Here is a 24,011-nt window from a genome sequence, read left to right as displayed (position 1 = left end):
TTCCTCCGCTCACTTGGTCGGATTGATCCAGCCGTTGGGCGGGCCGAAGCTGGCCATGGCGTCGGCCGGGCCCCAGGTCTTCGGCTCATAGATGTGCGGCGGTGTGGTGTCGCCCAGCACCGGGCCGACGATGCGCCAGGCAAGCTCGCTTGCGTCCTGGCGGGTGAACAGCTGGCCATTGCCGTTCATGGCGTCGCCGATCAGCCGCTCATAGGGCGGCATGTCGCTCTTCGAGTCGTCAAGCGCGGTGAGTTCGACCTGCTCGCCGACCATGTCGTCGCCGGCCGCCTTGCGCTGCGCGCCGATCGAGATCGCCACCTGGGGGTCGATGCGGAAGCGGACATAATTGGCGTCGTCAGGCTTGATCGGGTCGAAAACGTCGAGCGGCGGCCGCTTCAGCCGCACGATCACTTCGGTGACGTGCACCGGCATGTTCTTGCCGGTGCGGATGAAGAACGGGACGTCCCGCCAGCGCCATGTGTCGACCATGAAGCGCACCGCGGCAAAGGTCTCGACCGGCGAGTTCGGCTTCACACCGGGCTCAGTGAGATAGCCCGTGAACTGGCCGCGCACGACGTCGTCCTTGGTCAGCGTGCGGATGGCGCGCAGCACCTGCACCTTCTCGTCGATCAGATCGTCGGCGGAGCGGCCAACCGGCGGCTCCATGGCGAGCAGCAAAAGGATGTTGAGCAGATGGTTTTCGATCACGTCGCGGATGGCGCCGACATCGTCGTAGAATTTGCCGCGGCCGTCGATGCCGAAATCCTCGGCCATGGTGATCTGCACGCTTTCGACGAAGTTGCGGTTCCAGATCGGTTCGAGGAAGGCATTGGCGAAACGGAAATAGAGCAGGTTCTGGATCGCTTCCTTGCCGAGATAATGGTCGATGCGGAAGATCGACTGCTCGTCGAATACCAGATGCAGCACCCGGTTCAGCCAGCGTGCCGATTGCAGATCGTGGCCGAACGGCTTTTCCACCATCAGACGCGCACCATGGGCGGTACCGGACTGCTCCAGCCCCTGAACCACCGTCTCGAACATGGTCGGCGGCACGGCCATATAGTGCAGCGGCCGCTGCGCCGAGCCGAGCGCGGTCTTCAGCTTTGCGAAGGTCGCGCCGTCCCGGTAGTCGCCGCTGACATAGCGCAGCAAATTGGCAAATTTGGCGAAGGTCTTTTCGTCGATCTTGCCAACGGCATTGACAATGCCGTCGCGGGCTCGCGCCTGCAGCTGCTTGATGTCCCAGGCATCGAAGGCAACGCCGATCACCGGCTCGGTCAGCGTACCCTTGGCGACCATCTGGTAAAGCGCCGGAAAAATCTTCTTGTGGGCGAGGTCGCCGGTTGCTCCGAAGAGCACCAGCGTGTCTGACCGGTCCTGGCTCATGCGTTCGTCTCCCCTGTCGGCTTCACTTGCCGGCCTTCGGTTTCTCGACATGGCCGCCAAAGGCATAGCGCATGGCCGACAACAGCTTGTCGGAGAATTCGGATTCGCCTTGCGAGGAGAAGCGGTCGAACAGCGCTGAGGACAGAACGGGCGCCGGCACGCCAGTGTCGATCGCCGCCTTCAGCGTCCAGCGACCTTCGCCGGAATCAGAGACGCGGCCACCGAACTGGGCAAGCCCCGGGTCGCTCTTCAGCGCACCGGCGGTGAGGTCGAGCAGCCAGGAGCCGATGACGCTGCCATGGCGCCAGACTTCGGCCACCTGCGGCAGGTCGATGTCGAACTGGTAGTATTGCGGGTTTTCCAGCGGGCTGGTCTCGGCATCCGCGGTGCGCTGCCTTTTGCCGGCATTGGCCGATTTCAGGATGTTCATGCCTTCGGCATAGGCGGCCATGACGCCGTATTCGATGCCGTTGTGGATCATCTTGACGAAATGACCGGCGCCGCTCGGTCCGCAATGCAGATAGCCGAAGGGTGCGGTCCCCGCAGCCTTGTCCGGCGTGGCGCCGGCATCGGCGCCGGGCGCCAGCGTGGCGAAGATCGGATCCAGATGTTTGACCGCAACGTCGGGGCCGCCGATCATCAGGCAGTAGCCGCGCTCCAGGCCCCAGACGCCGCCGCTGGTGCCGACATCGACATAGTGCAGGCCCTTGACTGCCAGCTCGGCGGCCTGGTCGACGGCGTCGTGGTAGTAGGAGTTGCCGCCGTCGATGATGATGTCGCCGGGCTCCATCAGTGCTGCCACCTGGTCGGCGATCTTGCCGGTGATTGCCGCCGGCAGCATCAGCCAGGCGCTGCGCGGCTTGGACAGCTTGCCGACGAACTCCTCCATCGAGGCGGCGCCGATGGCGCCGTCGGCGACCAGGGCGGCAACGCTTGCCGGGTTGATGTCGTAGACGACGCATTCATGGCCGTCGCGCATCAGGCGGCGCACCATGTTGGCGCCCATCCTGCCCAGTCCCATCATTCCGATCTGCATGGTGTTGTCCTAGTCGCTGGAGGAAACGAAAATTACTGGCGAGTTAGTTCTTCAATGCCGACGGTGAAGTCGACATTCTCCCAACGGTCGCCGTCGGGCCAGAAAAAAGTGAAGACGATGGTGTTACCCGGCGGAATATCGGCCACGGGCAAGTCAGCCAGATGAACGCCCAAAGCGTTTTCGGCTGTGTCGATTTCGTGGATGGTCTGCCAATGGTCGCCGCTCCAGCAGATCAGCGCCGGCTGCAGCAATTCGATGCGTAGGCTCTTGCCGGCCTGCAGCGTGCGCAGCTTGTTGTTGAAGCGCCATATCCTGAGCGGCGAACCGGTCTTGCCCTCGATGTAGCGCTTGACGCCTTGCGGCGGCATGTCGAAGACGGCGCCGTCGCGCAGCGAACGCAACAGCTTGATGTGTTCGGAATGCGCCCAAACCAGCGGCATAGCGCTGCCCGACGGCTTGCCCAGCCACAATTCGCGTTCCGGCAAATCGGCGCCGTCCCAGACCTGTTCCGGCAGCAGGCCGCCTTGCCCGGCGGACGCCTCGAATGTCTTGAGCAGGCTTGCCGCTTTGTCCTTGTTTCCGGCGGCCAGTTCGTAATGGGCGCGCTCGCCGGCGAGCAGCGGCCACGGCCGGCCTTGGCCGGTGCCATCGAAGGGTGCGCCGTCGGCGTGTTCGCCATAGCCGTCGCTGGTGTAGCGATACCAAAGAGGTCCTTGCGGCAGGTCGCAGCGCAATTGCGCGTCGATGATCGTGACCGTGTCGACGATGCGCGGATCATCCGCGGCTCTGAGGCCAAAGCGGACCAGCGCTAGCGCGTCCGGGCTGACGATCGCCTCGGCGGGCTTGTCGGTATCGCCCGGCGGCCGGTTCTTGATCGGCACGAAGCCGTCCTTCGGCGATGCGGCGCCTGAAGCGTCGACCGGCGCGATGCGGACGTAGTAGCCGTCGACGCCGGCCTTCTGGCACTCCGGCGTGCCGCCGACGTAGGTCCAGCGCTCGATCTGGTCGTTCCAGCAGTCGGCGACCTCGCGCAAATAGTTAGCCGGCTCCGCCATACCCGAGGCTTCGAACAGATCGGCGGCGCCCAGCAGCGCCGATATCTCGACGGCAAGCGTGAACGGACTGTAGCCGGCATCCTCTTCCCAGCGGTCCTGCCCGGTAACGGGGCCGTTGCGCACGACATAGGACGCCGCCTTCTCGATCATCGGCATGAAAGCAGCGAGTTTGGCGCGCGGCAGATGTCCGGCACGGTGCAGCGCATCGGCCAGCAGCAGCGGGAAGGCACATTCGTCCATCTGGATGCCCGGCCAATAGGGCGATCCGTCAAGCCACACATTCTGCGGCCAGTGGCCGTCCGGTTGCTGGATCGAGCGGAGATAGGTGAGGATCTGCAACGCCTGCGCGGAGTCGCCGGCGGCGACGAAGCCGCCCGCGGTCTCGACCAGGTCGCGCGGCCAGACCAGGTGATAGCCGCCGAGGTCGTCATCGCCCTTGCTGAAGCCCCAGGGGATCGACAGGCTGGCGACGGCAGCACTTGGCCTGGCCAGCGACAGGTGCGTCGCCAGCACCGCGGTGCTGACACGGTAGGTGTTGAGGCCGGATGCATCATGGCGGTCGAGCGGCAGCAAGCCGGCCTGCCATTTCCGCCATTTCGCGACATAGGCCTTTGCCGCCGGCTCAAACCCGCGCTTCAGGCTGGCGGTGGCGTTTTCGGCGGCTTCGTCGGGGGTCGAACCGAAGCCGAGCGCCAGCAGGGCCGTGTTGTTGCCTGAGGAAAAACCGATCTCGCCGGTCAGCGCGACATTGCCGTCCTCGGCTCTTTGGCCGGATAGGCCGAGCCGGCCCTCACGGCTGAGCTGCTGCCAGCCGTCGGAAAAGCCGACATAACCGGCCGAGCAGTCGCCCCAGGGCAGCGACGAGGCGAGCGCCAGGCAGGTGCCGCGCCCGGAGGCGAACAGCATCGGCTTGCCCTTGTGCTCGCCGACCCATGCGGTGTTGCCCATGCCGGCATTGACGAGATGCGGCGCCAGCAGAGCGTAGACGCGGTAGTCGGCGGCATTGCCCTCTAGCGGCGTGAAGCTGGTCTCCTGCAACAGCGCCGGGCGCGCCGGATCGGCCAGGATGCGCTTTTCGATCCGGTAACGGAGCGTGGTGTTGACCAGCCGGTAGGCGGGCACGCCGTCCTCGAACGGCGCGATGACGTGGGTGGCGTCGCGCTTCTCCTCGGAGAACCAGCTGCCGGGGCCGGTGACCAGCAGCCCCATGTCGCGCGTGCAGGCGCTGTCGAGGCCGGGATAATAGACCTCGTTGACGATGCCGTGGCTGAGCGTGAACCAGATGCGGCTCGCCGGCGACAGCGCTGCGCCAACGCCGCTCTTGGCGCTCGACGTCCAGCGCGCCGGAATTCCGGGCGCGCCCATTTTTTCGGATGCACTGGGGGCTAGGGTCGGCGGCGTCGCTGCCATGCATGGTCTCCTGGACCCTTCCCTAGACCAGCACATGAAGGCTTTTCAATCATCGCACCTGAAGTTGATCGCCAAAGCGGGGCCGATCGCAGTTGACAAGCGGGCGCATCTGGATTTGTCTGACAATAGATAAAAAACAGGCAGCCAACGCCAAAATCATCAGCAACAGTCGGCGGGGCCGACAATCCATGGGAGGATAATGACATGAAGAAACTGCTCGTCCTGAGCGCGCTTGCGGCAATGCTCGCCTCGGGCACGGCGCTGGCCGACACCAGCGGCAAGAAGATCGCCTTCTCCAACAATTACGCCGGCAATTCGTGGCGCCAGGCGATGCTCGACAGCTACGGCATCGTCACCAAGAAGGCGGTCGAGGACAAGATCGTTGGCGCCGCCGACATCTTCACCACCGCCGACAAGGAAGTGCCGACCCAGGCAGCGCAGGTGCAGAACCTGATCCTGCAGGGCTATGACGCCATCGTCATCAACGCCGCCTCGCCGGATGCGCTGAACGGCGCCATCAAGCAGGCGTGCGACGCCGGCATCGTCGTCGTCTCTTTCGATGGCATCGTCACCGAACCTTGCGCCTACCGCGTCGTCGTCGACTTCAAGGATATGGGCAAGCAGGAAGTCGAGCAGATGGCCAAGTTCCAGCCCAAGGGCGGCAATCTGCTTGAAATCCGCGGCCTTGCCGGCACTTCGATCGACGACGCCATCCATGCCGGCATCCTCGAAGGCGTCGCCGCGCATCCCGAATTCAAGATCGTCGGCTCGGTGACCGGCGACTGGGACCAGACGACGGCGCAGAAGGCGGTCGCGACCATCCTGCCGTCGCTGCCGGATGTCGTCGGCATCGTCGACCAGGGTGGTGACGGCTATGGCGCCGCGCAAGCCTTCGCCGCCGCCGGCAAGCCGCGCCCGACCATCATCATGGGCAATCGGCAGGACGAGCTGAAATGGTGGAAGGAGCAGAAGGAGAAGGACGGCTACAAGACCTGGTCGGCTTCGATCGCACCAGGTGTGTCGACGCTCGCCTTCTGGGTGGCGCAGCAGGTGCTCGACGGCCGCACCGACATCCCGCACGATCTCCTGGTGCCGTATCTGGCCTTCACCCAGGACGATTTCGAGGCCGCGCTGCCGAAGATCAAGGAAGGCGGCGTCGCCACCCACGAATACACGCAGGAAGAAGCCATCGCGGCGATCAAAGCCAACATCAAGTGATGCAAGTCCGGTTGCCGTCCGCATTGCCAACCGGATATCGTTGAGCATGCTCAAGGCGAATACCGACATCATCAGGCTGAACGGCGCCGAAAAACATTTCGGCGCCGTTCGTGCCCTTGACGGCGTCGACTTTCATGTCGGCGCCGGCGAATGCGTCGGGCTGGTCGGCCATAACGGCGCCGGCAAGTCGACGCTGATGCATATGGTGGCCGGCACGCTGCGGCCGGATGGCGAGATCGCGGTGCGCGGCAATGCGGAAATCGACTACTCGGTGGCGCGCGCGCTGAAGCTCGGCATACGCTGCGTGTTCCAGGAACTGTCGCTGTGCCCGAACCTCAGCGTCGCCGAGAACACGCGCATCAATCATCCAGCGCTGACCGGCCTCGGCTGGCGGCGCAAAGCCGCTAATCTTATCGCCGCCAAGCTCGAAGAAATTTTCCCGGATCACGGCATTTCCGCCGACGACATTGCCGGCGACCTGTCGATCGGTCGGCGGCAGATGGTCGAGGTGGCGCGTGCCTTCACGGTGACGCGCGATCCGCTCGACCTGGTGATCCTCGACGAGCCGACCTCTTCGCTCGACGCACACACGGCCGGCCAACTGCTGGCCTTCGTGCGCCGCTTCGTCGCCGCCGGCGGCAGCTGCATCCTGATCTCGCATGTCTTGGGCGAGGTGCTGCAGAATGCCGATCGCATCGTGGTGATGCGTGATGGCAAGGTCGTTGCCACGGACGCGGCAAAGGCCTTCGACCGCGACCGGCTGGTGGCGACCATGGGCGGCGCGGAAGCACGCGAGAAGATCGCGGCGGAGATTGCAGCCGCCAGGTCGGCGGACAGCCCCATCAGGGTGCGGGCGCGGCCTGCCCGGCAAGAGGACGGCAGGGAGCTTGTTGCCCGCGCCGGCGAAATCATCGGGCTTGCCGGGCTTGCCGGCCATGGCCAAACCGATCTTCTGCTGGCGATCTTCGCCGCCGCTACGCGCAGAAAGACCGGCATCGAGGTGGCCGCGCCGGTGGCGCTGGTGGCCGGCGACCGCCAGTCGGACGGCATTTTTCCGCAATGGTCGATCGCGGAAAATATCGGCATCCGCTCGCTGGCGCGGCTGCGCAACGGGTTGCTGATCTCGCCGCAGCGCGAGGCCGAGCTTGCCGAATTCTGGAAGCAGAAGATCGGCATCCGCACGCCCGACATGACCAACAACATCTTTTCGCTGTCGGGCGGCAACCAGCAGAAGGCGCTGTTTGCCCGCGCGCTGGGCTCGGATGCTGAGATCGTGCTGATGGACGATCCGATGCGCGGCGTCGACATCGGCACCAAGCTCGAAGTCTACGATCTCGTGCGCGAGGAAGCGGCCAAGGGCCGGACCTTCCTTTGGTACACCACCGAGACCGAAGAGCTCGACAATTGCGACCATATCCACGTCTTCAAGAACGGCCGCATCGTCGCCAATCTGACCCGCGACGAGCTGACGGAGGAAAAGATTATCCAGTCCTCATTCGGTGACGCGGCCTGAGATGACGGCAATCGCTCCCGGTACGACCCCAACTTCCTCGCCGCGCAGCAGTGCCGCGCGGGCCCGACTGCTGCGCAGCCTGTTGCCGGCGCTGTCGCTGGCGCTGGTGCTCATCGCCATTGCCTGGCTCAACCCGCGCGCCATCAGCTATTTCGGCTTCAGCCTGATGCTCAACCTGGCGATCCCGATCGCGCTGGCGACGATCGCGCAGATGTTCGTTATATCAGGCAATGAGCTTGACCTGTCGATCGGCACCTTTGTCGGTTTCGTCGGCTGCGTCACCGCGACATGGCTGAAGGATGCGCCGCTGCTTGGTGTGATTGTGCTCATCGGCGCCATAGGCGTCTATGCGCTGCTTGGCGCGTTGATCCATCTGCGTAATCTGCCGTCGATCGTGGTGACGCTGGGCATGAGCTTCGTCTGGCAAGGGCTGGCCATTCTAGTTCTGCCCAAGCCGGGCGGCAAGGCGCCCGACTGGCTGCTGGCGCTGATGTCGTTCAAGCCGCCCTTCATTCCATTTCCGATCATCGCCGCGCTGGTGATCGCGGCGGTCGTGCATTTCGGCCTGATGCGCACTTCTTATGGCGTCATCCTGCGCGGCTCGGGCGGCAATCCGGCGGCGCTCAGGCGCGCCGGCTGGTCGCTGCTGCGCACCAAGATCGTGCTGTTTGCGCTGACCGGCCTGTTCGGCGTTCTGTCCGGCATGGCGCTGATCGGCATTACCACTTCGGCCGACGCCAATATCGGCAATGGCTACACGCTGCTGGCGATCGCCGGCGTCATTCTCGGTGGCGGCGAATTCGTCGGCGGCCGGGTGTCGCCGATCGGCGCCGTGCTCGGCGCGCTGACGCTGGCGCTGGCGGCGTCGCCGCTGCTCACCTTCATGCACATCCCGCCGGATTGGCAGGTCGCCGCCAACGGCGCCATCCTGATCATCGTGCTGGCGGCTCGGGTGCTGATCAGCCGCAGGGAGAGGTAGCGATGACGCCGGTAAAATCGCTGGCCACCAAACCCTGGATATGGTCCTTCCTCGGCGCGCTGCTGGTCTGGCTGGCAACCATCGCCTTCACCGGCGGCTACGGCGGCGGTGGCATGGTCACGGCGGCCCTCTCGCTGGCAGTGTTCACCGTCATCGTCGGCGTCGGCCAGATGTTCGTCATCACGCTTGGCCCCGGCAATGTCGACCTGTCGCTGCCGGCCAATATCGGGCTCGCCAGCGCCGTCGCCATGAAGGTGATGGATGGCAGCGATTCCATGATCGTTGTGGGCTTGATTGCCGCGCTCGCCTGCGGCGCTGCCATCGGCGCCGTCAACTATCTCTTGATCTGGGCGCTCAGGATTCCGCCGATCATCGCCACTTTGTCGGCCAGCTTCATCATCCAGTCGATCGACATCAGCTATGGGCGCGGCCTGCAGATCAAGCCGCCGCCGGGCTTTGCCGACTTCGCCAACTGGCAGATCCTGGGCATTCCGGTTCTGGCGATCCTTACCGTATTGTTCACCATCGGTGCGGCCATCGCCTTGCAGCGCATGATCTATGGCCGCTCGGTGCTGGCGATCGGGCAAAACATTCGCGCCGCGTGGCTCGCCGGCGTCAATGTCGGCCGCACCCGCTTCCTCACTTACACGCTTTCGGGCGCGCTCGGCGGCATCGACGGCGCGCTGCTTGCCGGCTATTTCCGCGGCGCCAATGTCGATATCGGCAATGAGTATCTGCTGGCCTCGATCGCTGTCGTCGTCATCGGCGGCACTTCTGTCGCCGGTGGCAAGGCCAATGTCCCAGGCGTCTGGGGCGCGGCGCTGTTCCTGGTGCTGCTGTTGACCATGCTCAACACATTCGGCGTCAGCGCCGGCGTTCGGCTGTTGCTGACCGGGCTGATCATCGTCGGTGTCATCACTGTGGCCGGTGGCGAGAAGGCCTTGCGATAAATCGCCGCCAAATTTGACCATGTGGACAAAAGTCCGCACCCGTTCCATAGTTCCGTGTCTGATTTCAGAACAGCCGGCTCGACACGGCTGTCAAACAGAGGGGCACTAGATGGAAAACCGAAAGAACAAATCGCAATCGACCGGCTTGTCGCGTCGCAACGTGCTGGAACTCGGAGCGCTTGGCATGGTTGCAGCCATGCTGCCGACTGCCGCCTTCGCCAAGGACAAGAAGCTCAAGGTGGCGGCGATCTTCGCCACGCCGATCGAGGAGCCGTGGGACAACCAGATCCACGTCGCCTTGCAGAAGGCCGAGAAGGAACTCGGCATCGAATACAAATGGTCGGAGAAGGTGCAGACCGCCGATTTCAGCCGCGTCATGCGCGAATATGCGCAAGGCGGCTATCAGCTGGTGCTGGGCGATGCCTTTGCCGCCGAGCGCGAATCGCGCCGCACCGCCAAACAGTTCCCGAAGACTGCCTGGCTGTTCGGCTCCGGCGCCGGCCCGGCCGAACCCAATTTCGGCGTCTTCGACAACTGGATCCATGAGCCGGCCTATCTCTCCGGCATCATCGCCGGCAAGATGTCGAAGTCGGGCACGATCGGCGCCGTCGCGGCGATGGGCATTCCGGAGGTGAACCGGCTGGTCAACGCCTTCTTTGCCGGCGCCAAGGAGGTCAACCCGAACATCAAGAAGAAGGTCGCCTTCATCGGTTCCTTCTTCGACCCGCCCAAGGCCAAGGAAGCGGCGGTCGCCCAGATCGACGCCGGCGTCGACGTCATCTATGCCGAGCGCTTCGGCGTCATCGAGGCGGCGGTGGAGAAGAAGATCTACGCCATTTCCAACATGTCAGACCAGTCGAGCCTCGGTCCCGACACGGTCATTACCGGCCCGGTCTGGGACATGTACCCGACGGTCGAGCAGGCGATCAAACTGGTCAAGGCCGGCGTCTTCACCGCGCAGGACTATGGCGACTTCTCGCGCATGGCCAAGGGTGGTTCGTTCCTGGCGCCGTACCACAAGTTCGACAAGACCTTGCCGGCGGATGTGAAGGACCTGGTCGACAAGAAGAAGGCCGAGATCCTGGAAGGGAACTTCCGGGTGGATGTGGATGAGAATACGCCGGTCTCGGATTAGGCTTGTTTTGAGGGTTGGTGCCTGGGCACCCCCCTCTGCCCTGCCGGGCATCTCCCCCTCAAGGGGGGAGATTGGCAGCGTCGCCGACGCCGCTGTTATTTTCCGGCGGAGATTGGCGAAAGCCGGCGTGACATCCGATCTCCCCCCTTGAGGGGAGATGCCCGGCAGGGCAGAGGGGGGTGTGACGGGCACGCCCTCACAATTCAGGAGCATCCTTGTCCGCCCCTCTCATCGAAATGCGCGGCATCACCAAGAGCTTTGGCGCCGTGAAGGCGAACGAGGCGGTCGATCTCAGCGTTGCACCCGGCGAAATCCTCGGGCTGCTGGGCGAAAACGGCGCCGGCAAGACGACGCTGATGAACGTGCTGTTCGGCGCCTATGCGCCGGATGCCGGCGAAATCCTCATACAGGGCGAGCCGGTGCGGATCACCAGTTCGGCCGATGCGCTGGCCGCCGGCATCGGCATGGTGCATCAGCATTTTCATCTGGCGCCGCGGCTGACGGTTCTGGAAAACCTGCTCATCGGCATATCAGGCAAATCCGGCCGCATCGATCGTGCCGGCGGGCTTGCCCGGTTGTCTGACATCAGCGAACAGCATGGGCTGACGCTCGACCCCAATCTGCCGGTCTCTGCGCTGTCGGTCGGCGAGCAGCAGCGGCTTGAAATCGTCAAGGCGCTGTTTCGCGGTGCGAGGCTTTTGATCCTCGACGAACCGACGGCGGTGCTGGCGCCAAGCGAGGTCGACGGGTTGTTTTCGGCATTGCGTTCGATGGCGGCGCAAGGCCTCGGCATCATCTTCATCTCGCACAAGCTGAACGAGGTGCGGGCGCTTACCCATCGCTGCACGGTGCTGCGGCATGGCCGGGTTGCGGGCCGCGTAGACGATCCGGCCAACACGACGTCGTCTGAGATGGCGCAGCTGATGTGCGGCCACGAGATCGTGCCGCCGGCGAGGGGGCCGTCGACGCCGGGTGCGGCGGTGCTGACGCTCGACGGCATTTCCACCTCACGGCACGCGGGCACGCCGCTGCGCGATATATCGCTGTCGGTGCGAGCCGGCGAAATCCTCGGCATTGCTGGCGTCTCCGGCAACGGCCAGCGGGCGCTGGCCGAGGTGATTTCCGGCACACGGGTGCCTGATGCCGGCGCGATGACGATAGCCGGCAAAGCAGTGACGCGGTTTTCGCCGCGCGAGGTGCAGGCGCTCGGCCTCGGCCGTATCCCGGAAGACCGCATGACGACCGGGCTGGTGACCAATCTGCCGCTCGCCGATTCCATGGTGCTGCCGCGCATCGGCACCGAAGCCTTCAGCCGCAAGGGCCTACTCAAGCCGGATGCGATCCGTGCCTTCGCTGAAGAGCAGATCAAGGCCTATGACATCAGGTGCCCCGGGCCGATGACTCGGGCCGGCGCGCTGTCGGGCGGCAATCTGCAGAAAGCGCTGCTGGCGCGCGAGTTGGCCTTCGATCCCAAGGTGCTGATCGTCTCGCAGCCGACGCGTGGCCTCGACATCGGGGCGGCCCGTTTCATCCACGAAAAGTTCCTCGACATGCGCGCCAAGGGCTGCGGCATCGTCGTCATCGGCGAGGATCTCGAGGAGCTGCTGGTGCTCTGCGACCGCATCGCGGTGATGTATGAGGGACGCATCGCCGGGACGCTCGACAGCGCTGACGCCACGATCGCACGGCTCGGACTGCTGATGACAGGGGCGGAGGGGAGGGCTTGAACAATGCTGTTGGCTGACTTCCTCGGATATTGCCCACAACATAGTGCTTTGGCCGTCAGCGCTGCCCCTCACCTGCCTGCCGGCATCCTCTCCCCGTATAGAGACGGGGAGAGGGGCGCTCTCATCACGGCTTTCGCCAATCGCCGGCGTTGCAGGAAAAGTGCCGAGGCCGCAAACAGCCCCCTTCTCCCCGTCTCTACACGGGGAGAAGGTGCCGGCAGGCGGATGAGGGGCGGCGCCAACACCGGATACATCGGTGGGACAGCTGCGCCGAGGGTGGAGGGCCGTAGCTGATGTTCCGCCTGGAGGCCCGCACCTCGACCCCTGCCTGGTTCAACCTGGCGCTGCCGATCATCGCCATCGCTGCCACGCTTGTGCTCTGCAGCGGGCTCATCGCGCTGGCCGGCGCCGGTGTGCTCGCGGCCTATGGCGTGATGCTGTCGGCCTCGTTCGGCGACAGCTATGCCATCACCGAAACGCTGGTGCGCGCAGCACCCATGATCTTCACCGGGCTGGCGGTCGCGGTGGCCTTCCGAGCCAAATTCTGGAACATCGGCGCGGAAGGCCAATTGCTGGCCGGCGCCGTGGCCGGCTGCTTTGTCGGCGCCATCCCGATGCCGGGGGCGCTCGCAATCCTGTTGATGGCGCTGGCGGGCGCTGCTGCCGGTGCCGCTGTCGCGCTGGTGCCTGCGACCCTGCGAGTGAAATTCAAGGTCGATGACGTCGTCAGTTCGCTGCTGCTCAACTCGGTCATCTACTACGCGCTGATGGCGCTGATCGAGGGACCGTGGAAGGACTCCTTCAGCGGCTATCCGATCTCGCCGCCCATCGAGGATTCGGCGAATTTCCCAGTGCTGCTCGAAGGCACAAGGCTGCATCTCGGCGTCATCGCGGCGCTGATCGCGGCACCCCTGATCTGGTTCCTGATCGTGCGCACCACGCTCGGCTTCCGCATCCGGGTCACAGGCGAAAGCCCGGAAGCCGCCCGCTATGGCGGCATCCATGTCGAGCGGGTGCTGATCTCGACGGCGCTGCTGTCGGGCGCGCTGGCCGGGCTCGCCGGCGTCGGCGAGGTCGGCGGCGTGCATTTCCAGGTGATGAGCGACATCTCGCCGGGCTATGGCTATTCCGGCATTGTCGTTGCAATGCTGGCGCGCCTCAATCCGCTCGGCGTGGTGCCGGCGGCGATTTTTCTTGCCGCCGTGATGACCGGCGCCGAGGCGATGTCGCGCGCCACCGGCGTGCCGGCCTTCCTCAGCGACGTCATCCAGGGTACGGCGCTGCTGGCTATGCTGGTGGCGCTGCTGTTCACGGCCTATCGCATCCGCCGCGTCGGAGCGGCCTCATGAGCGCAGTGTTCGAACAGATTTTTCAGGTCGGCTTCCTCGCCGCCATCATCCGCATCGCCACGCCTTTGGCGTTCGCCACGCTCGGCGAGATGTTTTCCGAGCGCGCCGGAGTGCTCAATCTCGGCATCGAAGGCATCATGCTGCTCTCCGCGATGACCGGCTTCACCGCCGCCAGCCTCAGCGGCAGCCTGTGGCTCGGCGTGCTGGCGGCTGTATTGACCGGCATGCTGATGGGGGCGCTACATGCGCTGTTCACAGTGGCACTCGGCCTCAGCCAGCATGTCTGCGGCATCGGCGTGACCTTGTTCTCGTCGGGTCTTGCCTATTTCCTCTACCGGCTGATCTTTGGCCAGCAATCGGTGCCGCCGAGCATCAAGGGTTTTCAGACCCTGCCGATCCCGATCCTCTCCGACATTCCCGTTCTGGGCCCGGCGGTGTTCAACCAGTTTGCGCTGGTCTACATGGCGATCATCGCCATCCCGCTCGCCGCCTTCATACTCTACGGCACGCCCTGGGGCCTGTCTGTGCGCATGGTCGGGGAAAACCCGCGCGCTGCCGATTCCGCCGGGGTCAGCGTCATTGCCACGCGCGTCCAGGCGGTCATCCTCGGCGGCGCGCTGATGGGGCTCGCCGGCGCCTTCCTCACCATGGCCCAGTTCAACGCCTTCACCTTCGGCGTCGTCTCCGGGCGTGGCTGGGTGGCGATCGCGCTGGTCGTGTTCGGCCGCTGGGACCCGTGGCGCTCGGCCGGTGCGGCACTGCTGTTCGCCTTCGTCGATGCCTTGCAACTGCGCATGCAGGCGAGCGGGCTCGGGCATATCCCTTACGAAGCGTTCCTGATGCTGCCGTTCATCTTCACCATCGTGGCGATGGCCGTGATGTCGCGCAACGCGGTGGCGCCGTCAGCGCTGCTGAAGCCGTTTCGACGGGAAGAGCGGTAGACGGGCTTGGCATCCTTTCCTCTCCCCCGATCGACGGGGGAGAGGAAGGGCACCAAGCCTGGGATACTCACATCGCGGTAAAGCCGTTGTCGACGAACAGATGCGTACCGTTGACGAAGCTGGATTCGCCGCTGGCCAGATACAGCGCGGCCTTTGCGACCTCTTCCGGCTCACCGATGCGACCCTGCTGCGCGGCAAGCGCTGCGTCTGAAACATCGACGCCGAGCTTGCCGAGATCGGCAACCTCGCGCAGGCCGTGCGGTGTCCTGATGAAGCCGGGGCAGACGGCATTGCAGCGGATGTTGCGGTCGCGGAACTCCACCGCAATGGCGCGCGCAAACATGTGGCAGGCACCCTTGGTGGTGTCGTAGAGCACCTCCATCGGTGTCGCCGCCACCGCCGAGATCGACGAGGTGCAGACGATCGAACCGCCGCCGGCCGCGATCATGCCGGGCAGCACGGCGCGGGTCATCAGGAACATGGAGCGGACATTGACGGCATGCAGCCAGTCCCACTCCTGCACCGTCGTTTCCAGGAACGGTTTTATCACGATGGTGCCGGCATGATTGAACAGCACGGTGGCCGGGCCGAGCTTGGCCGTCGCCGCTTTCACCGCTGCCTCGACTTGCGCTTCATCAGAGACATCGGCGACGAAATGCTCGGCGACATGCCCCCGCGCCCGGATCGCCGCCGCGGTTGCGGCCGCCGCCTCGACGTTGCGGTCGATGATCGCCACTTTGGCGCCTTCGGCCGCGAACAATTCCGACGCCGCTCCGCCCATTCCCGTTGCGCCTCCCGAGATGATGGCGACCTTGCCAGCCAGTCTTGCACCCATGTTTTGTTCCCCATCCCCTGATTGAAATCGTCTGCTTTTACGCGGGAAGGGCGATGCTATCCTCGAAGTGAAGGCCGGCCAAGCTGGCTGGTCGCTTGCCGCGAATCGCGGCCTCCCAGCAATCTCAGACCAATTCACATAGAAATTTGAGAAAATTGTTCTGCGGGTAGTCAAAAAATAGCAATCGACAAAGTCTACTGATTTTATAGATTAATGGCTAAGACGGAGGTCGATATGTCCTATATCCAGAACGCCGAGACGGACCGCAGCAGTCAGAGGCTGGCCAATGCCCAGGCTTTCCGCCCCGCCTATGCAGGCGCCTTCGCCTATCTCGTCTTTGCCCTTGCGTTTGCGTTCACCGGGGCAGTTGTGCTCGGCCTGATCCCCTGATCCGTTCAGGCCGAAAGGGTGGCGACCCAAAGCAATTCCAGGAAAAGTGTGAAGCGGTTTTCCGTCCGGAATTGCGAGAAACAAAGAGATAGAGCGGTTCGCCGTGGCGAAACGCGCCTTCAGGTGACCGGAGTTGATGAACCGAACGCGGATGCGCTTTGGCGCGGACCGCTTTGTTTTTTGCATGTCGCTGCCCCAAACCCGGGGGCCACGTTTGAGCGGCATGCATCCAACGTGATGGAGGAGATGGCAATGCCGATCGAGTTCACGCATGTTCCCGGTAAAACACAGGCCGCCGACGCCGGTTCGGCCGTGCCTTTCTTCTATGATTTCGTCGAGACGGCGACAAAGCTGTCGCTGATCGAGGATTCCGGCTTCCAGAGGATCGTCGTCGACGATCAGGCCGGGCTTCTGACCAATATGGACATTGCCGCCCAGGCGCTCGACCGCACCTCGTCGCTGGAAGTGGTGCTGACGCATTGGGCCGGCGTGGTCGCGCCCGCGGTTGCGGCCAGGCAACTGGCGGCGCTCGACGCCAGGAGCGGCGGCAGGCTGTCGGTGAGGATGCTGAGCGAGCCGCTGGATGACGACGATGCCGAAACGCGCCCGGTCGGCCACACCGTGGTCTGGCAGCGCATCGATGAATATCTGGTGCTGTTGAAGCGGCTGTGGTCGAACGACAAGCCCTTCGACCATGAAGGCGCCTTCTACAGCATCAAGGGCGGCTATGTGCCGCGCAAGGGGCCGCATGGCGCCGACATCACCATCCGCATGGGTGGCCAATCGGGCACCGCGCTCCGGGTCGCCGGACGGCATGCCAACGTCTTTGAGCTGGCGGCTGGTTCGCTGGACGAGATCCGCCAGCTAATGGAGCGGGCACGCGCCGCCGCCGCCGAACATGGCCGCGCCGGCAAGCTGCGTTTTGCGCTTCCGGTTCGTATCCGCTCCGAAGGCGACGCATCCACTGCCGGCCATAAGGCGGTGGAACTCTCCGGACCGCCGGCACAGATCGCTTTGTCGCTGCTGCCCTACACAGCACTCGGCATCAATGAATTCATGATCGTCGGCATCGACAGGCCGCGCGAGATCGCCAGCATCGGCCGCGAGACGATCGCGCTCTTACGCAACTCGCTGGCACGCCGCGAGGCCGAGGTGCCGCAGCCCGGTGCGTTTGCATCGCGGGGTGTGAATGAGGTTCACGCCGTAAGGTAACAACCTACCGAAACCATCCGCAGCGGATTGCGATCCGCAAACGTCGGCGGGACAGAGGGGGGTGTGACGGGACGCCACGAAACGTTCTTGTCCCGCTAACCAGCCTTCCCACCCAACCGGGCCAGCGCCGCCAGCACAGCGCCCGATTCCGCCAGTGCGCCGAAAACCCCATCCTCCACCGTCACCATATGTAGCGCCGCCTCGTGCGCGTACTGGTCACCGCTGGCGCAGGCGTCGGCGATGGTCAGGCACTGGAAATTGCGGTCGCAGGCCTCGCGCAGCGTGGTGTGGACGCAGACGTCGGTCGTGCAGCCGGAAAACATCAGATGCGTGATGCCCCGCGCGCGCAGCACAAGCTCAAGGTCGGTATAGGTGAAGGCGCTGTTGCAGGTCTTATCGACGATGATGTCGTCGGGCGCGACCTCGATGTCGGCGACGATCTGAAAGCCGGGGCCGGAGCGCAGCAGCACGTCGGTGGCTTCGAGGCCCGCCCGCTTGCGGCGCCATTTCTCGTAAGGCGTCATGTCGGCCATGTCGCCGCGATAGCCTTGCCTGGTGTGGATGATGGTGAGGCCGGCCGACCGTGCGGCCGCGATCAATCGGTTGACCGTCGGCAGGATGGCGCGCAGCGGCGCAGGGTCATACCCTTTCCTGGCGAAATAGCCCGATGTCGAGAGAAAGTCCTCCTGCAGGTCGATGACCAGCAACGCGGTATTTTGCGGCACCAGCTGGCCGTCATAGGGGAAATCGAACGGTGTCGCCTTGATCAACGGCTGCTTGCCTCAATTGCTGCCCGGCATCGTGGCCCAGCAACGCCGCCGCCGTCCATCCCTCCGTGCGACGCGGCAAGGTGGACCGACACAAAGACGATGCGCCGGAATCGCGCCAAAGACCGATGGAAAAAAAGCCATCTTTTTTGTTGACTAGTAAACTCATGTTTTATAGTCAAGCGGGGGGCACGGCCGCCTGAATTGGTTTCCAGTGGCTATGCCACGTTTGAGAGAAAGCCAGAATCCGTGGCTGGTATTTTTCGGGGTCGAGATGGGGTGTTTGCGCATCCCGTTACCGGCCAGCCCATCGGTTACGTGCAATGACGAAGCGAGGACGAACCGTGTCCAGAAACGGTCTTTTGGCGGCGCTGGCCGCGGTTGTGCTGTCGGCCGGCAGCGCTGCGGCGCAAGAGCAGCCGGGCACGCAGCCTCGGGTGACGACCGAACCGGCTCCAGCTGCGCCGGCCGCAGTCGCCCAGCCCGCGCCGGTCTCGCCGCCAGCGGCAATGGAACAGGCGGCACCGACCGCGCCGGCTGCGCCTTTGCCGGCCAGCCAGCCCGGTACGCCCACGCAGGCCGAACCTTCCGCCATTTCGCTGACCTTGCCGCACGATCTGTCGCCCTGGGGCATGTTCATGGCCGCCGACATCATCGTCAAGGCGGTGATGATCGGGCTCGCCTTCGCCTCCCTCGTCACCTGGACGGTGTGGCTGGCCAAGTCGCTGGAAATCCTGTTCGGCAAGCTCAACGCCCGCCGCGCCGCGCGCGCCATCGGCAATGCCGCCACGCTGCGGCAGGCGAGCCGTAAGCTTGGCACCAGCGCCAGCCCCGGTGCGCTGCTGATTCAGGCAGCCGAGGAAGAGGCAGCGCTTTCGGCCGGCGCGCTCGACCACGTCACCGGCGACGGGCTGAAGGAGCGCGTGACGTCGCGTCTGTCACGCATCGAGGCGGCGGCGGCGCGGCGCATGTCGCGCGGTACCGGCGTCTTGGCGACGATCGGTTCGACAGCGCCCTTTGTCGGCCTGTTCGGCACTGTCTGGGGCATCATGAACGCCTTCATCGGCATCTCGCAGGCGCAGACCACCAACCTCGCCGTCGTCGCCCCCGGCATCGCCGAGGCGCTGCTGGCCACCGCCATGGGCCTGGTCGCGGCTATTCCGGCTGTCGTCATCTACAACGTCTTCGCGCGCTCCATCTCCGGCTACCGGCAGATCCTTGCCGATGCGTCGGCCGGCGTCGAACGGCTGGTCAGCCGCGATCTCGATTTCCGCACGGTGCCTCAAGCGCCCGCGTTGGCGGCGGAGTGATGGGGCATGGCGGGTAGAATTCGCGAGAACATCGACGGCGATCTCGAGGAAAACCACGAGATCAACGTGACGCCGTTCATCGATGTCATCCTGGTGCTGCTGATCATCTTCATGGTCGCCGCACCTTTGGCGACGGTCGACGTCAATGTCGACCTGCCGGGCTCGACGGCGACACCGGCACCGCGGCCGGAAACGCCGCTGTTCCTGACGCTGAAGGACGATCTGACGCTGGCGATCGGCAACGACAGGGTGCCGCGTCCCGCTTTTGCCGCCGTGCTCGACGGCAAGACAAAGGGCGACAAGCAGACCCGCATCTTCCTGCGCGCCGACAAGGCGGTCGGCTATGGCGATCTGATGGAGGTGATGAATCTCCTGCGCCGCGCCGGCTATCTGAAGATCGCGCTGGTCGGGCTGGAGGTGCCGGCGGATCCGGCGGCGCCGCAACCAGGCGCCGTCCCATGACGCATCTGGCCGCCGCCGTTCCCATGGCCGATCCGCCGCGCACAGGCGCGCGCGAGATCGGTTTGTGGGCGGCTGCGGCCATTCTCATTGTCGGCGCGCATGTCGCGATCGCCTATGCCGTGCAGAATTTCGGCCTGGCCAACGAGATGGATGGCGGCCCGCCGCCGGCGGTGGCGATCGAACTGTCGCCGATGATGCTCGCACCGGCGGTGCCTGAGGACACGATGGCCGATGTGGTGACGCCGGAGCCGACGAACCAGGTCGAGGAGACCGTCGCCGACGCAAGACCCGTCGTGGATCCGGACGTCGACAAGCCGGAGCCGGTTGCCGATGAGGCGGAAGCGGTTCAAGCCGACGAGACCGCACCGGTCGAGACAGCAGCGGCCGAACAGCCCGATCAGGCGCCGCCGCTGGACGAGGTCGTACCTGACATCGTCCCGACCGTGGCGCCGGACGTGGTCATTCCGCTGCCGCAAGCCAAGCTTGTGGAGGACAAGCCGGTCGAGAAGGCAAAGAAGACGGTCGAAAAGCCCAAGCCGCGCCCGAAGAAAGAGAAAAAGGAAAAGGCCGCGCCGGCGAAAGCGGTCGTGACCGCCAGCGTCGATGCGAAGGTGGGCGCACAAGCGTCGGCGCCGAAGACTTCGCAATCGAGTGGATCATCGGTCAGTGCAAGCAAATGGAACTCACAGCTGATCGGATGGATCAATCGGCACAAGCGCTACCCGAGCGCGGCAAGGTCGCGGCGCGCCGTGGGTACCGCAAATGTGACCTTCGTCGTCAGCGCTTCGGGCAAGGTGATCTCCGTCCGGCTGACCCGATCATCGGGTGACGCGGACCTCGATCGAGCCGCGCTGAGCATTCTGCAGGGTGCGACGGTGCCCGCACCACCGCCAGAGAAGGTCGGTACGGCTGTCGTGGCGCCTTTGATGTTCACGCTGCGGTAAAGTGGAGTCCAGCGAACGGTACCGACCTTGTTGGTGCGCGAAAAATTGCGCCCGGCGCCATGCGGCGAGAAGCCAAGCCCGTTCTCGGCATTCTTGCCGCGCACGATCAGCACCATGGCAAGCGGAAGGATGGCGACACCGATACCTCGCCTCGCTCGGCCACCTTTTCGTGAAGCTGAACGGGTTGAACCGCTCGCCTGTTTGCCTAGGTAAAGAGCGTGGCCGGGCGCATTGCAAATCTGACAATCGGTATGACATTTTCCTGTATTAGAAAGCTTGCCCTTCCTGTTCTTGTCGTCGGCGTCCAGTCTTCCTGCGTCATTCCCGACGATACATCACGCATCGCCAAGGTTGACCCCACGGTGGCGGCGGCTCGCAAGGAGATGGTCGGCCTCAGCGAAGCCGACGTCCGGATGTGCGCGGGGTTTCCGACCGCCACCGCAGACGTTGGCGGGTCTGGCCAGATCTGGACCTACAAGCGCGTCGTTCAGCGCGGCAATCTCAGCATTGCCGTCCCAACCATGGCGATAGGCGCGATCCCGGCGGTCGGCGGGTCCGTCAATGTCGCTCCCGGCGGTTATTGCGATACGCAAATTCGCATGGCCAACGGTCGCGTCGCCGAAGTCGCCTACGCGGGCGACAACAATTTGCCGAACAGACGGGACGCGCTTTGTGTCAGCACGGTGGACGCCTGTGTGGCTTATGCCCGCCAACACAGTCAAAGAGCGACAGCCAGATAGCTGGTCACGGCTGATTTGTCCGACGGCAGCTAAAACCGACGGCAAGCCGTGGCTGCATGTCGCCGCCAATAAGGGCTTGACTGACAAGGAGACGATCCCGGTGCTGGGGAAGGCGGGGGGCATGCTCTGGTATGCCTGCCCCTATGAAGGCTTCGAGGCCAACGAGCATGTCGTCTACATGCACGCTTGCCCCAACCAGCACCTGGTGCTGTTCACCGATATAGACGATCAGGAATCGGTCGGCTAAACGGCTGTAGTTTCCCGGTCCCGAGAGCCGCATCTATTCAGATGGCCGAAAGTATGCCGCCATCGGAATGCCGGCATTGCAGCTATTCTTTACCTTGTTCAGACCAACCAGCGTTGTCGTCTTCGGGTTTACCGCACCTTAGGCTGATAACGGCCATGATACATCAGGCGTTCAGGCCCGAGGGGACAAAAGATATTGCTGAAGGCGGTTCTGCAGCTGCTGCCGGGTCGGTTCATGGATGTTCGCATGCGCGCGTCCGACGGCTACGAGACGCGCGTCGTGGAGCGGCCCGGGCGCTGGATGAAGGCGGCCGATCTGGAGCAGTTGAGCAACGATCTGCGGCTGGTGGCGTCGAAGACGCTGAAGGTGGGCAGCCTGACCTATGGCGTCTTTTCCGGCGATCGCAGCCGACTGGAACATTCCATCATCACCATCGTCTATCGCCGCAGCGACGGGCGGGCGATCGCCTTCAACGCGCTGGCGCTGATGGAGATTTCACTGGCCGGCAAGCCGTATGAGGTCCTGCACCTCGGCCTCGTCATGGTCGATCCGGACGAGCGCAGCCGGGGGCTGAGCTGGATCCTCTACGGCCTGACCTGCTTCCTGATGTTCCTGCGCAACCAGCTGCGGCCGATCTGGATCTCCAACGTCACCCAGGTGCCCGCCGTCGTCGGCATGGTCGCTGAAGCCTTCACCAATGTGTTTCCGGGACCCCATGCCGGCGCGCGGCGGTCGCTGGCCCATGTGCTTTTGGCGCGGCAGATCATGGCGCGCCACCGCCATGTCTTTGGCGTCGGCCCCGAGGCGGGCTTCGACGAGGAGCGCTTCGTCATCACCAATGCCTATACAGGCGGCTCGGACGATCTGAAAAAAACCTTCGACGAGGCGGCCAAGCACCGCGTCGAGACCTATAACGAGTTCTGCCAGAAAGAGCTCGACTATGGGCGCGGCGATGACGTGCTGCAGATCGGCCAGATGAGTTTTCAGTCCGCGCGCGCCTATCTCGCCGACGCGGTGCCGCGCGGCTCGCTTGCCGCCCTTGCCGTGGCGGGTGCCGCCGCCACGCTGCAGCGGCTGGTGCTGCCGGTGGTTCACTGGGCGGATTCGAGCCGGCAATGGAATGTGCTGAGACCATGGACACGCTAGCGGCCTCAGATGCGGTACGCCGTTTCACGCTCAAGCTGATGGCAGCGGAGCCATGAGTTTCGACGACACACTCGTCGCCGACACCATCACCTCGCTGGCGGCGCTGTTCGGCCTGCTGATCGTGATATCGGTCGTCGGCGGGCGCGACGATGGGTTGTCGCGCCGCTTCCTGTTTGGGTTGCGTGTGCTGGCGGTGCTGCTCGCCTGCCGCATTCTGGACTGGACGACCGGCCTCGCCCTCTTCCGTTTCGTCACCATCGCGGCAGCGGGCCTGCTGCCGCTGGCCGCTCTTTTGCTGACTGAGGGCTTGCTGCGCCGGCATGCGCCGTTTGCGCTTAAATTCTTCGCCGCAAGTGGCGCCCTGCTGTTCCTCCTGCTGGCTCTGATCCCGGAAAGCCTTGCGGAGCCATGGCGGATGGCGATGCTTCTGGCCTTCCAGTTCGGTGGTTTTGTCGCCATCGGCTGGCTGGTGACGACGCGCGATCGCGACAGCCTGTCGGCGGCCGAGAACCGCACCGTGGAGCGCATGGCGCTGTCGCTGCTGCTGATCCTTCCGTTCATGGTCACCGACTATCGGCCCGGCCTGTTTGAAGTGCCGGTGCGGCTCGGCGGGATCGCCATCCTGTTCCTGTGCTGGCTGACCATTGGCCTCGGGCGGGCGAGCCTCGGCCACCGAGACACGATCGGCGCCTTTGCCGTCATCGCACTCAGCTCGGTGTTTGCCGGGCTGGCGCTGGGCGGCATCGATGATCTCGGCTGGCGCGGCAGCGTGCAGGGCGTGGTGATCGTGCTGTCGGCGACGCTGCTGGCCGTCATCTACAATGACAGCGTCAGCCTCACCGCCGAAAAACGCCGCGATTCGCTGCTGAAGCACATGGCCGAGGGCGACCTGACGGATTCCGCGCGCTTCCTGCGCGGCCTGCAGCACCATATCCTCGTCGACGGCGCGCTGATCCTGCCGGCCGCCGACCTCGGCGATTTCGACCTGAAGGTGCTGGCGCGGGCGCTGGAACAGGAGCCGGTGCGCTCGCTCGCCGACGTGCAGCCGGATGCCCCCGTGGACGAGGACATACGCGAGCAGCTGGCATGGCTGTTCGAGAAATACGAGGCGACGCATGTGCTGCTGGCGACACTCGACCCGTTGGCCGTGGTCGCGCTCAACATGCCGGCGATGGCATCGTCGCCCGGCGTGGAAATGGAATTGCGCGCCGTGCAGCGCATGGCCATGCTGATAGCGCAGCGGGAGGCCGTGACGTGAC

General features: G+C 64.6%; 21 protein-coding genes and 1 pseudogene. 17 read left to right on the top strand and 5 right to left on the bottom strand.

What is annotated here, in order from left to right:
• Positions 1-9: 9 nt before the first annotated feature.
• The 3 genes from zwf to AC1D1L_RS11410 are packed head-to-tail and all read right to left on the bottom strand — an operon-like array spanning position 10 to position 4,887.
• Entirely contained in the window at positions 10-1,386 is a 1,377-nt protein-coding gene (gene zwf / locus AC1D1L_RS11420) for a glucose-6-phosphate dehydrogenase (RefSeq protein ID WP_477341300.1), read from the bottom strand.
• A 22-nt stretch (positions 1,387-1,408) separates the two neighbouring features.
• Positions 1,409-2,422, bottom strand: a complete 1,014-nt coding sequence (gene gnd, locus AC1D1L_RS11415) for a phosphogluconate dehydrogenase (NAD(+)-dependent, decarboxylating) (RefSeq protein WP_477341298.1) — start codon at positions 2,420-2,422, stop codon at positions 1,409-1,411.
• Between the two features lie 32 nt (positions 2,423-2,454).
• Positions 2,455-4,887: a glucan 1,4-alpha-glucosidase gene (locus AC1D1L_RS11410; RefSeq protein WP_477341296.1), complete on the bottom strand. Its 2,433-nt coding sequence runs from the start codon at positions 4,885-4,887 to the stop codon at positions 2,455-2,457.
• A 204-nt stretch (positions 4,888-5,091) separates the two neighbouring features.
• On the opposite strand from AC1D1L_RS11410, the gene AC1D1L_RS11405 reads away from it, so the two are divergent.
• The 8 genes from AC1D1L_RS11405 to AC1D1L_RS11370 all read left to right on the top strand — a co-directional run bounded on the left by AC1D1L_RS11405 (position 5,092) and on the right by AC1D1L_RS11370 (position 14,699).
• Positions 5,092-6,105: a substrate-binding domain-containing protein gene (locus tag AC1D1L_RS11405; RefSeq protein WP_477341294.1), complete on the top strand. Its 1,014-nt coding sequence runs from the start codon at positions 5,092-5,094 to the stop codon at positions 6,103-6,105.
• A gap of 46 nt (positions 6,106-6,151) precedes the next feature.
• A complete protein-coding gene (locus AC1D1L_RS11400; protein ID WP_477341292.1) occupies positions 6,152-7,618 on the top strand; it encodes a sugar ABC transporter ATP-binding protein in 1,467 nt (488 codons plus the stop codon).
• A 1-nt stretch (position 7,619) separates the two neighbouring features.
• Positions 7,620-8,597: an ABC transporter permease gene (locus AC1D1L_RS11395; protein WP_203279779.1), complete on the top strand. Its 978-nt coding sequence runs from the start codon at positions 7,620-7,622 to the stop codon at positions 8,595-8,597.
• 2 nt (positions 8,598-8,599) lie between these two features.
• Positions 8,600-9,547: an ABC transporter permease gene (locus AC1D1L_RS11390; protein ID WP_477341290.1), complete on the top strand. Its 948-nt coding sequence runs from the start codon at positions 8,600-8,602 to the stop codon at positions 9,545-9,547.
• 109 nt (positions 9,548-9,656) lie between these two features.
• Positions 9,657-10,682, top strand: coding sequence for a BMP family protein (locus AC1D1L_RS11385; protein WP_477341288.1), 1,026 nt, complete (start codon positions 9,657-9,659; stop codon positions 10,680-10,682).
• Positions 10,683-10,897: 215 nt separating this feature from the next.
• The gene (locus tag AC1D1L_RS11380) at positions 10,898-12,409 is read left to right on the top strand and encodes an ABC transporter ATP-binding protein (protein WP_477341286.1); all 1,512 of its coding nucleotides are present in this window, start codon (positions 10,898-10,900) and stop codon (positions 12,407-12,409) included.
• A gap of 293 nt (positions 12,410-12,702) precedes the next feature.
• The gene (locus AC1D1L_RS11375; RefSeq protein WP_477341284.1) at positions 12,703-13,758 is read left to right on the top strand and encodes an ABC transporter permease; all 1,056 of its coding nucleotides are present in this window, start codon (positions 12,703-12,705) and stop codon (positions 13,756-13,758) included.
• The gene (locus tag AC1D1L_RS11370) at positions 13,755-14,699 is read left to right on the top strand and encodes an ABC transporter permease (RefSeq protein WP_477341282.1); all 945 of its coding nucleotides are present in this window, start codon (positions 13,755-13,757) and stop codon (positions 14,697-14,699) included. The genes AC1D1L_RS11375 and AC1D1L_RS11370 overlap by 4 nt, the downstream gene beginning before the upstream one ends.
• 67 nt (positions 14,700-14,766) lie before the next feature.
• Here the strand turns inward: AC1D1L_RS11370 and AC1D1L_RS11365 are convergent, their stop codons facing one another.
• A complete protein-coding gene (locus tag AC1D1L_RS11365; RefSeq protein ID WP_477341280.1) occupies positions 14,767-15,534 on the bottom strand; it encodes an SDR family NAD(P)-dependent oxidoreductase in 768 nt (255 codons plus the stop codon).
• A gap of 234 nt (positions 15,535-15,768) precedes the next feature.
• Between AC1D1L_RS11365 and AC1D1L_RS11360 the strand changes: the two genes are divergently transcribed.
• Entirely contained in the window at positions 15,769-15,924 is a 156-nt protein-coding gene (locus AC1D1L_RS11360; RefSeq protein WP_112561314.1) for a hypothetical protein, read from the top strand.
• A gap of 252 nt (positions 15,925-16,176) precedes the next feature.
• On the top strand, positions 16,177-17,136 hold the full coding sequence (locus tag AC1D1L_RS11355; RefSeq protein ID WP_477341278.1) for an LLM class flavin-dependent oxidoreductase: 960 nt from the start codon (positions 16,177-16,179) through the stop codon (positions 17,134-17,136).
• Between the two features lie 95 nt (positions 17,137-17,231).
• Here the strand turns inward: AC1D1L_RS11355 and AC1D1L_RS11350 are convergent, their stop codons facing one another.
• Positions 17,232-17,906 carry a cysteine hydrolase family protein gene (locus AC1D1L_RS11350; protein WP_477341276.1) on the bottom strand — a complete coding sequence of 225 codons (675 nt, stop codon included), beginning with the start codon at positions 17,904-17,906 and terminating at the stop codon, positions 17,232-17,234.
• Positions 17,907-18,247: 341 nt separating this feature from the next.
• On the opposite strand from AC1D1L_RS11350, the gene exbB reads away from it, so the two are divergent.
• The 7 genes and pseudogenes from exbB (at position 18,248) to AC1D1L_RS11315 (ending at position 24,010) form a co-directional block, all read left to right on the top strand.
• A complete protein-coding gene (exbB, locus tag AC1D1L_RS11345; RefSeq protein ID WP_477341274.1) occupies positions 18,248-19,213 on the top strand; it encodes a tonB-system energizer ExbB in 966 nt (321 codons plus the stop codon).
• Positions 19,214-19,219: 6 nt separating this feature from the next.
• Positions 19,220-19,675, top strand: coding sequence for a TonB system transport protein ExbD (gene exbD, locus AC1D1L_RS11340; protein ID WP_477341272.1), 456 nt, complete (start codon positions 19,220-19,222; stop codon positions 19,673-19,675).
• The gene (locus AC1D1L_RS11335; protein ID WP_477341270.1) at positions 19,672-20,619 is read left to right on the top strand and encodes an energy transducer TonB family protein; all 948 of its coding nucleotides are present in this window, start codon (positions 19,672-19,674) and stop codon (positions 20,617-20,619) included. The genes exbD and AC1D1L_RS11335 overlap by 4 nt, the downstream gene beginning before the upstream one ends.
• 218 nt (positions 20,620-20,837) lie before the next feature.
• Positions 20,838-21,359, top strand: coding sequence for a hypothetical protein (locus AC1D1L_RS11330; RefSeq protein ID WP_436262281.1), 522 nt, complete (start codon positions 20,838-20,840; stop codon positions 21,357-21,359).
• Positions 21,360-21,444: 85 nt separating this feature from the next.
• Positions 21,445-21,567 (top strand): annotated as a pseudogene (locus AC1D1L_RS11325) (transporter substrate-binding protein); the annotation flags it as partial.
• 234 nt (positions 21,568-21,801) lie between these two features.
• Positions 21,802-22,752, top strand: a complete 951-nt coding sequence (locus tag AC1D1L_RS11320) for a hypothetical protein (protein ID WP_477341268.1) — start codon at positions 21,802-21,804, stop codon at positions 22,750-22,752.
• Between the two features lie 52 nt (positions 22,753-22,804).
• Positions 22,805-24,010: a hypothetical protein gene (locus tag AC1D1L_RS11315; protein ID WP_477341266.1), complete on the top strand. Its 1,206-nt coding sequence runs from the start codon at positions 22,805-22,807 to the stop codon at positions 24,008-24,010.
• Position 24,011 lies beyond the last annotated feature (1 nt).

Source organism: Mesorhizobium sp. P2_D6 (genome assembly GCF_056404315.1).
This window is presented reverse-complemented; position numbering and strand designations above follow the sequence as displayed.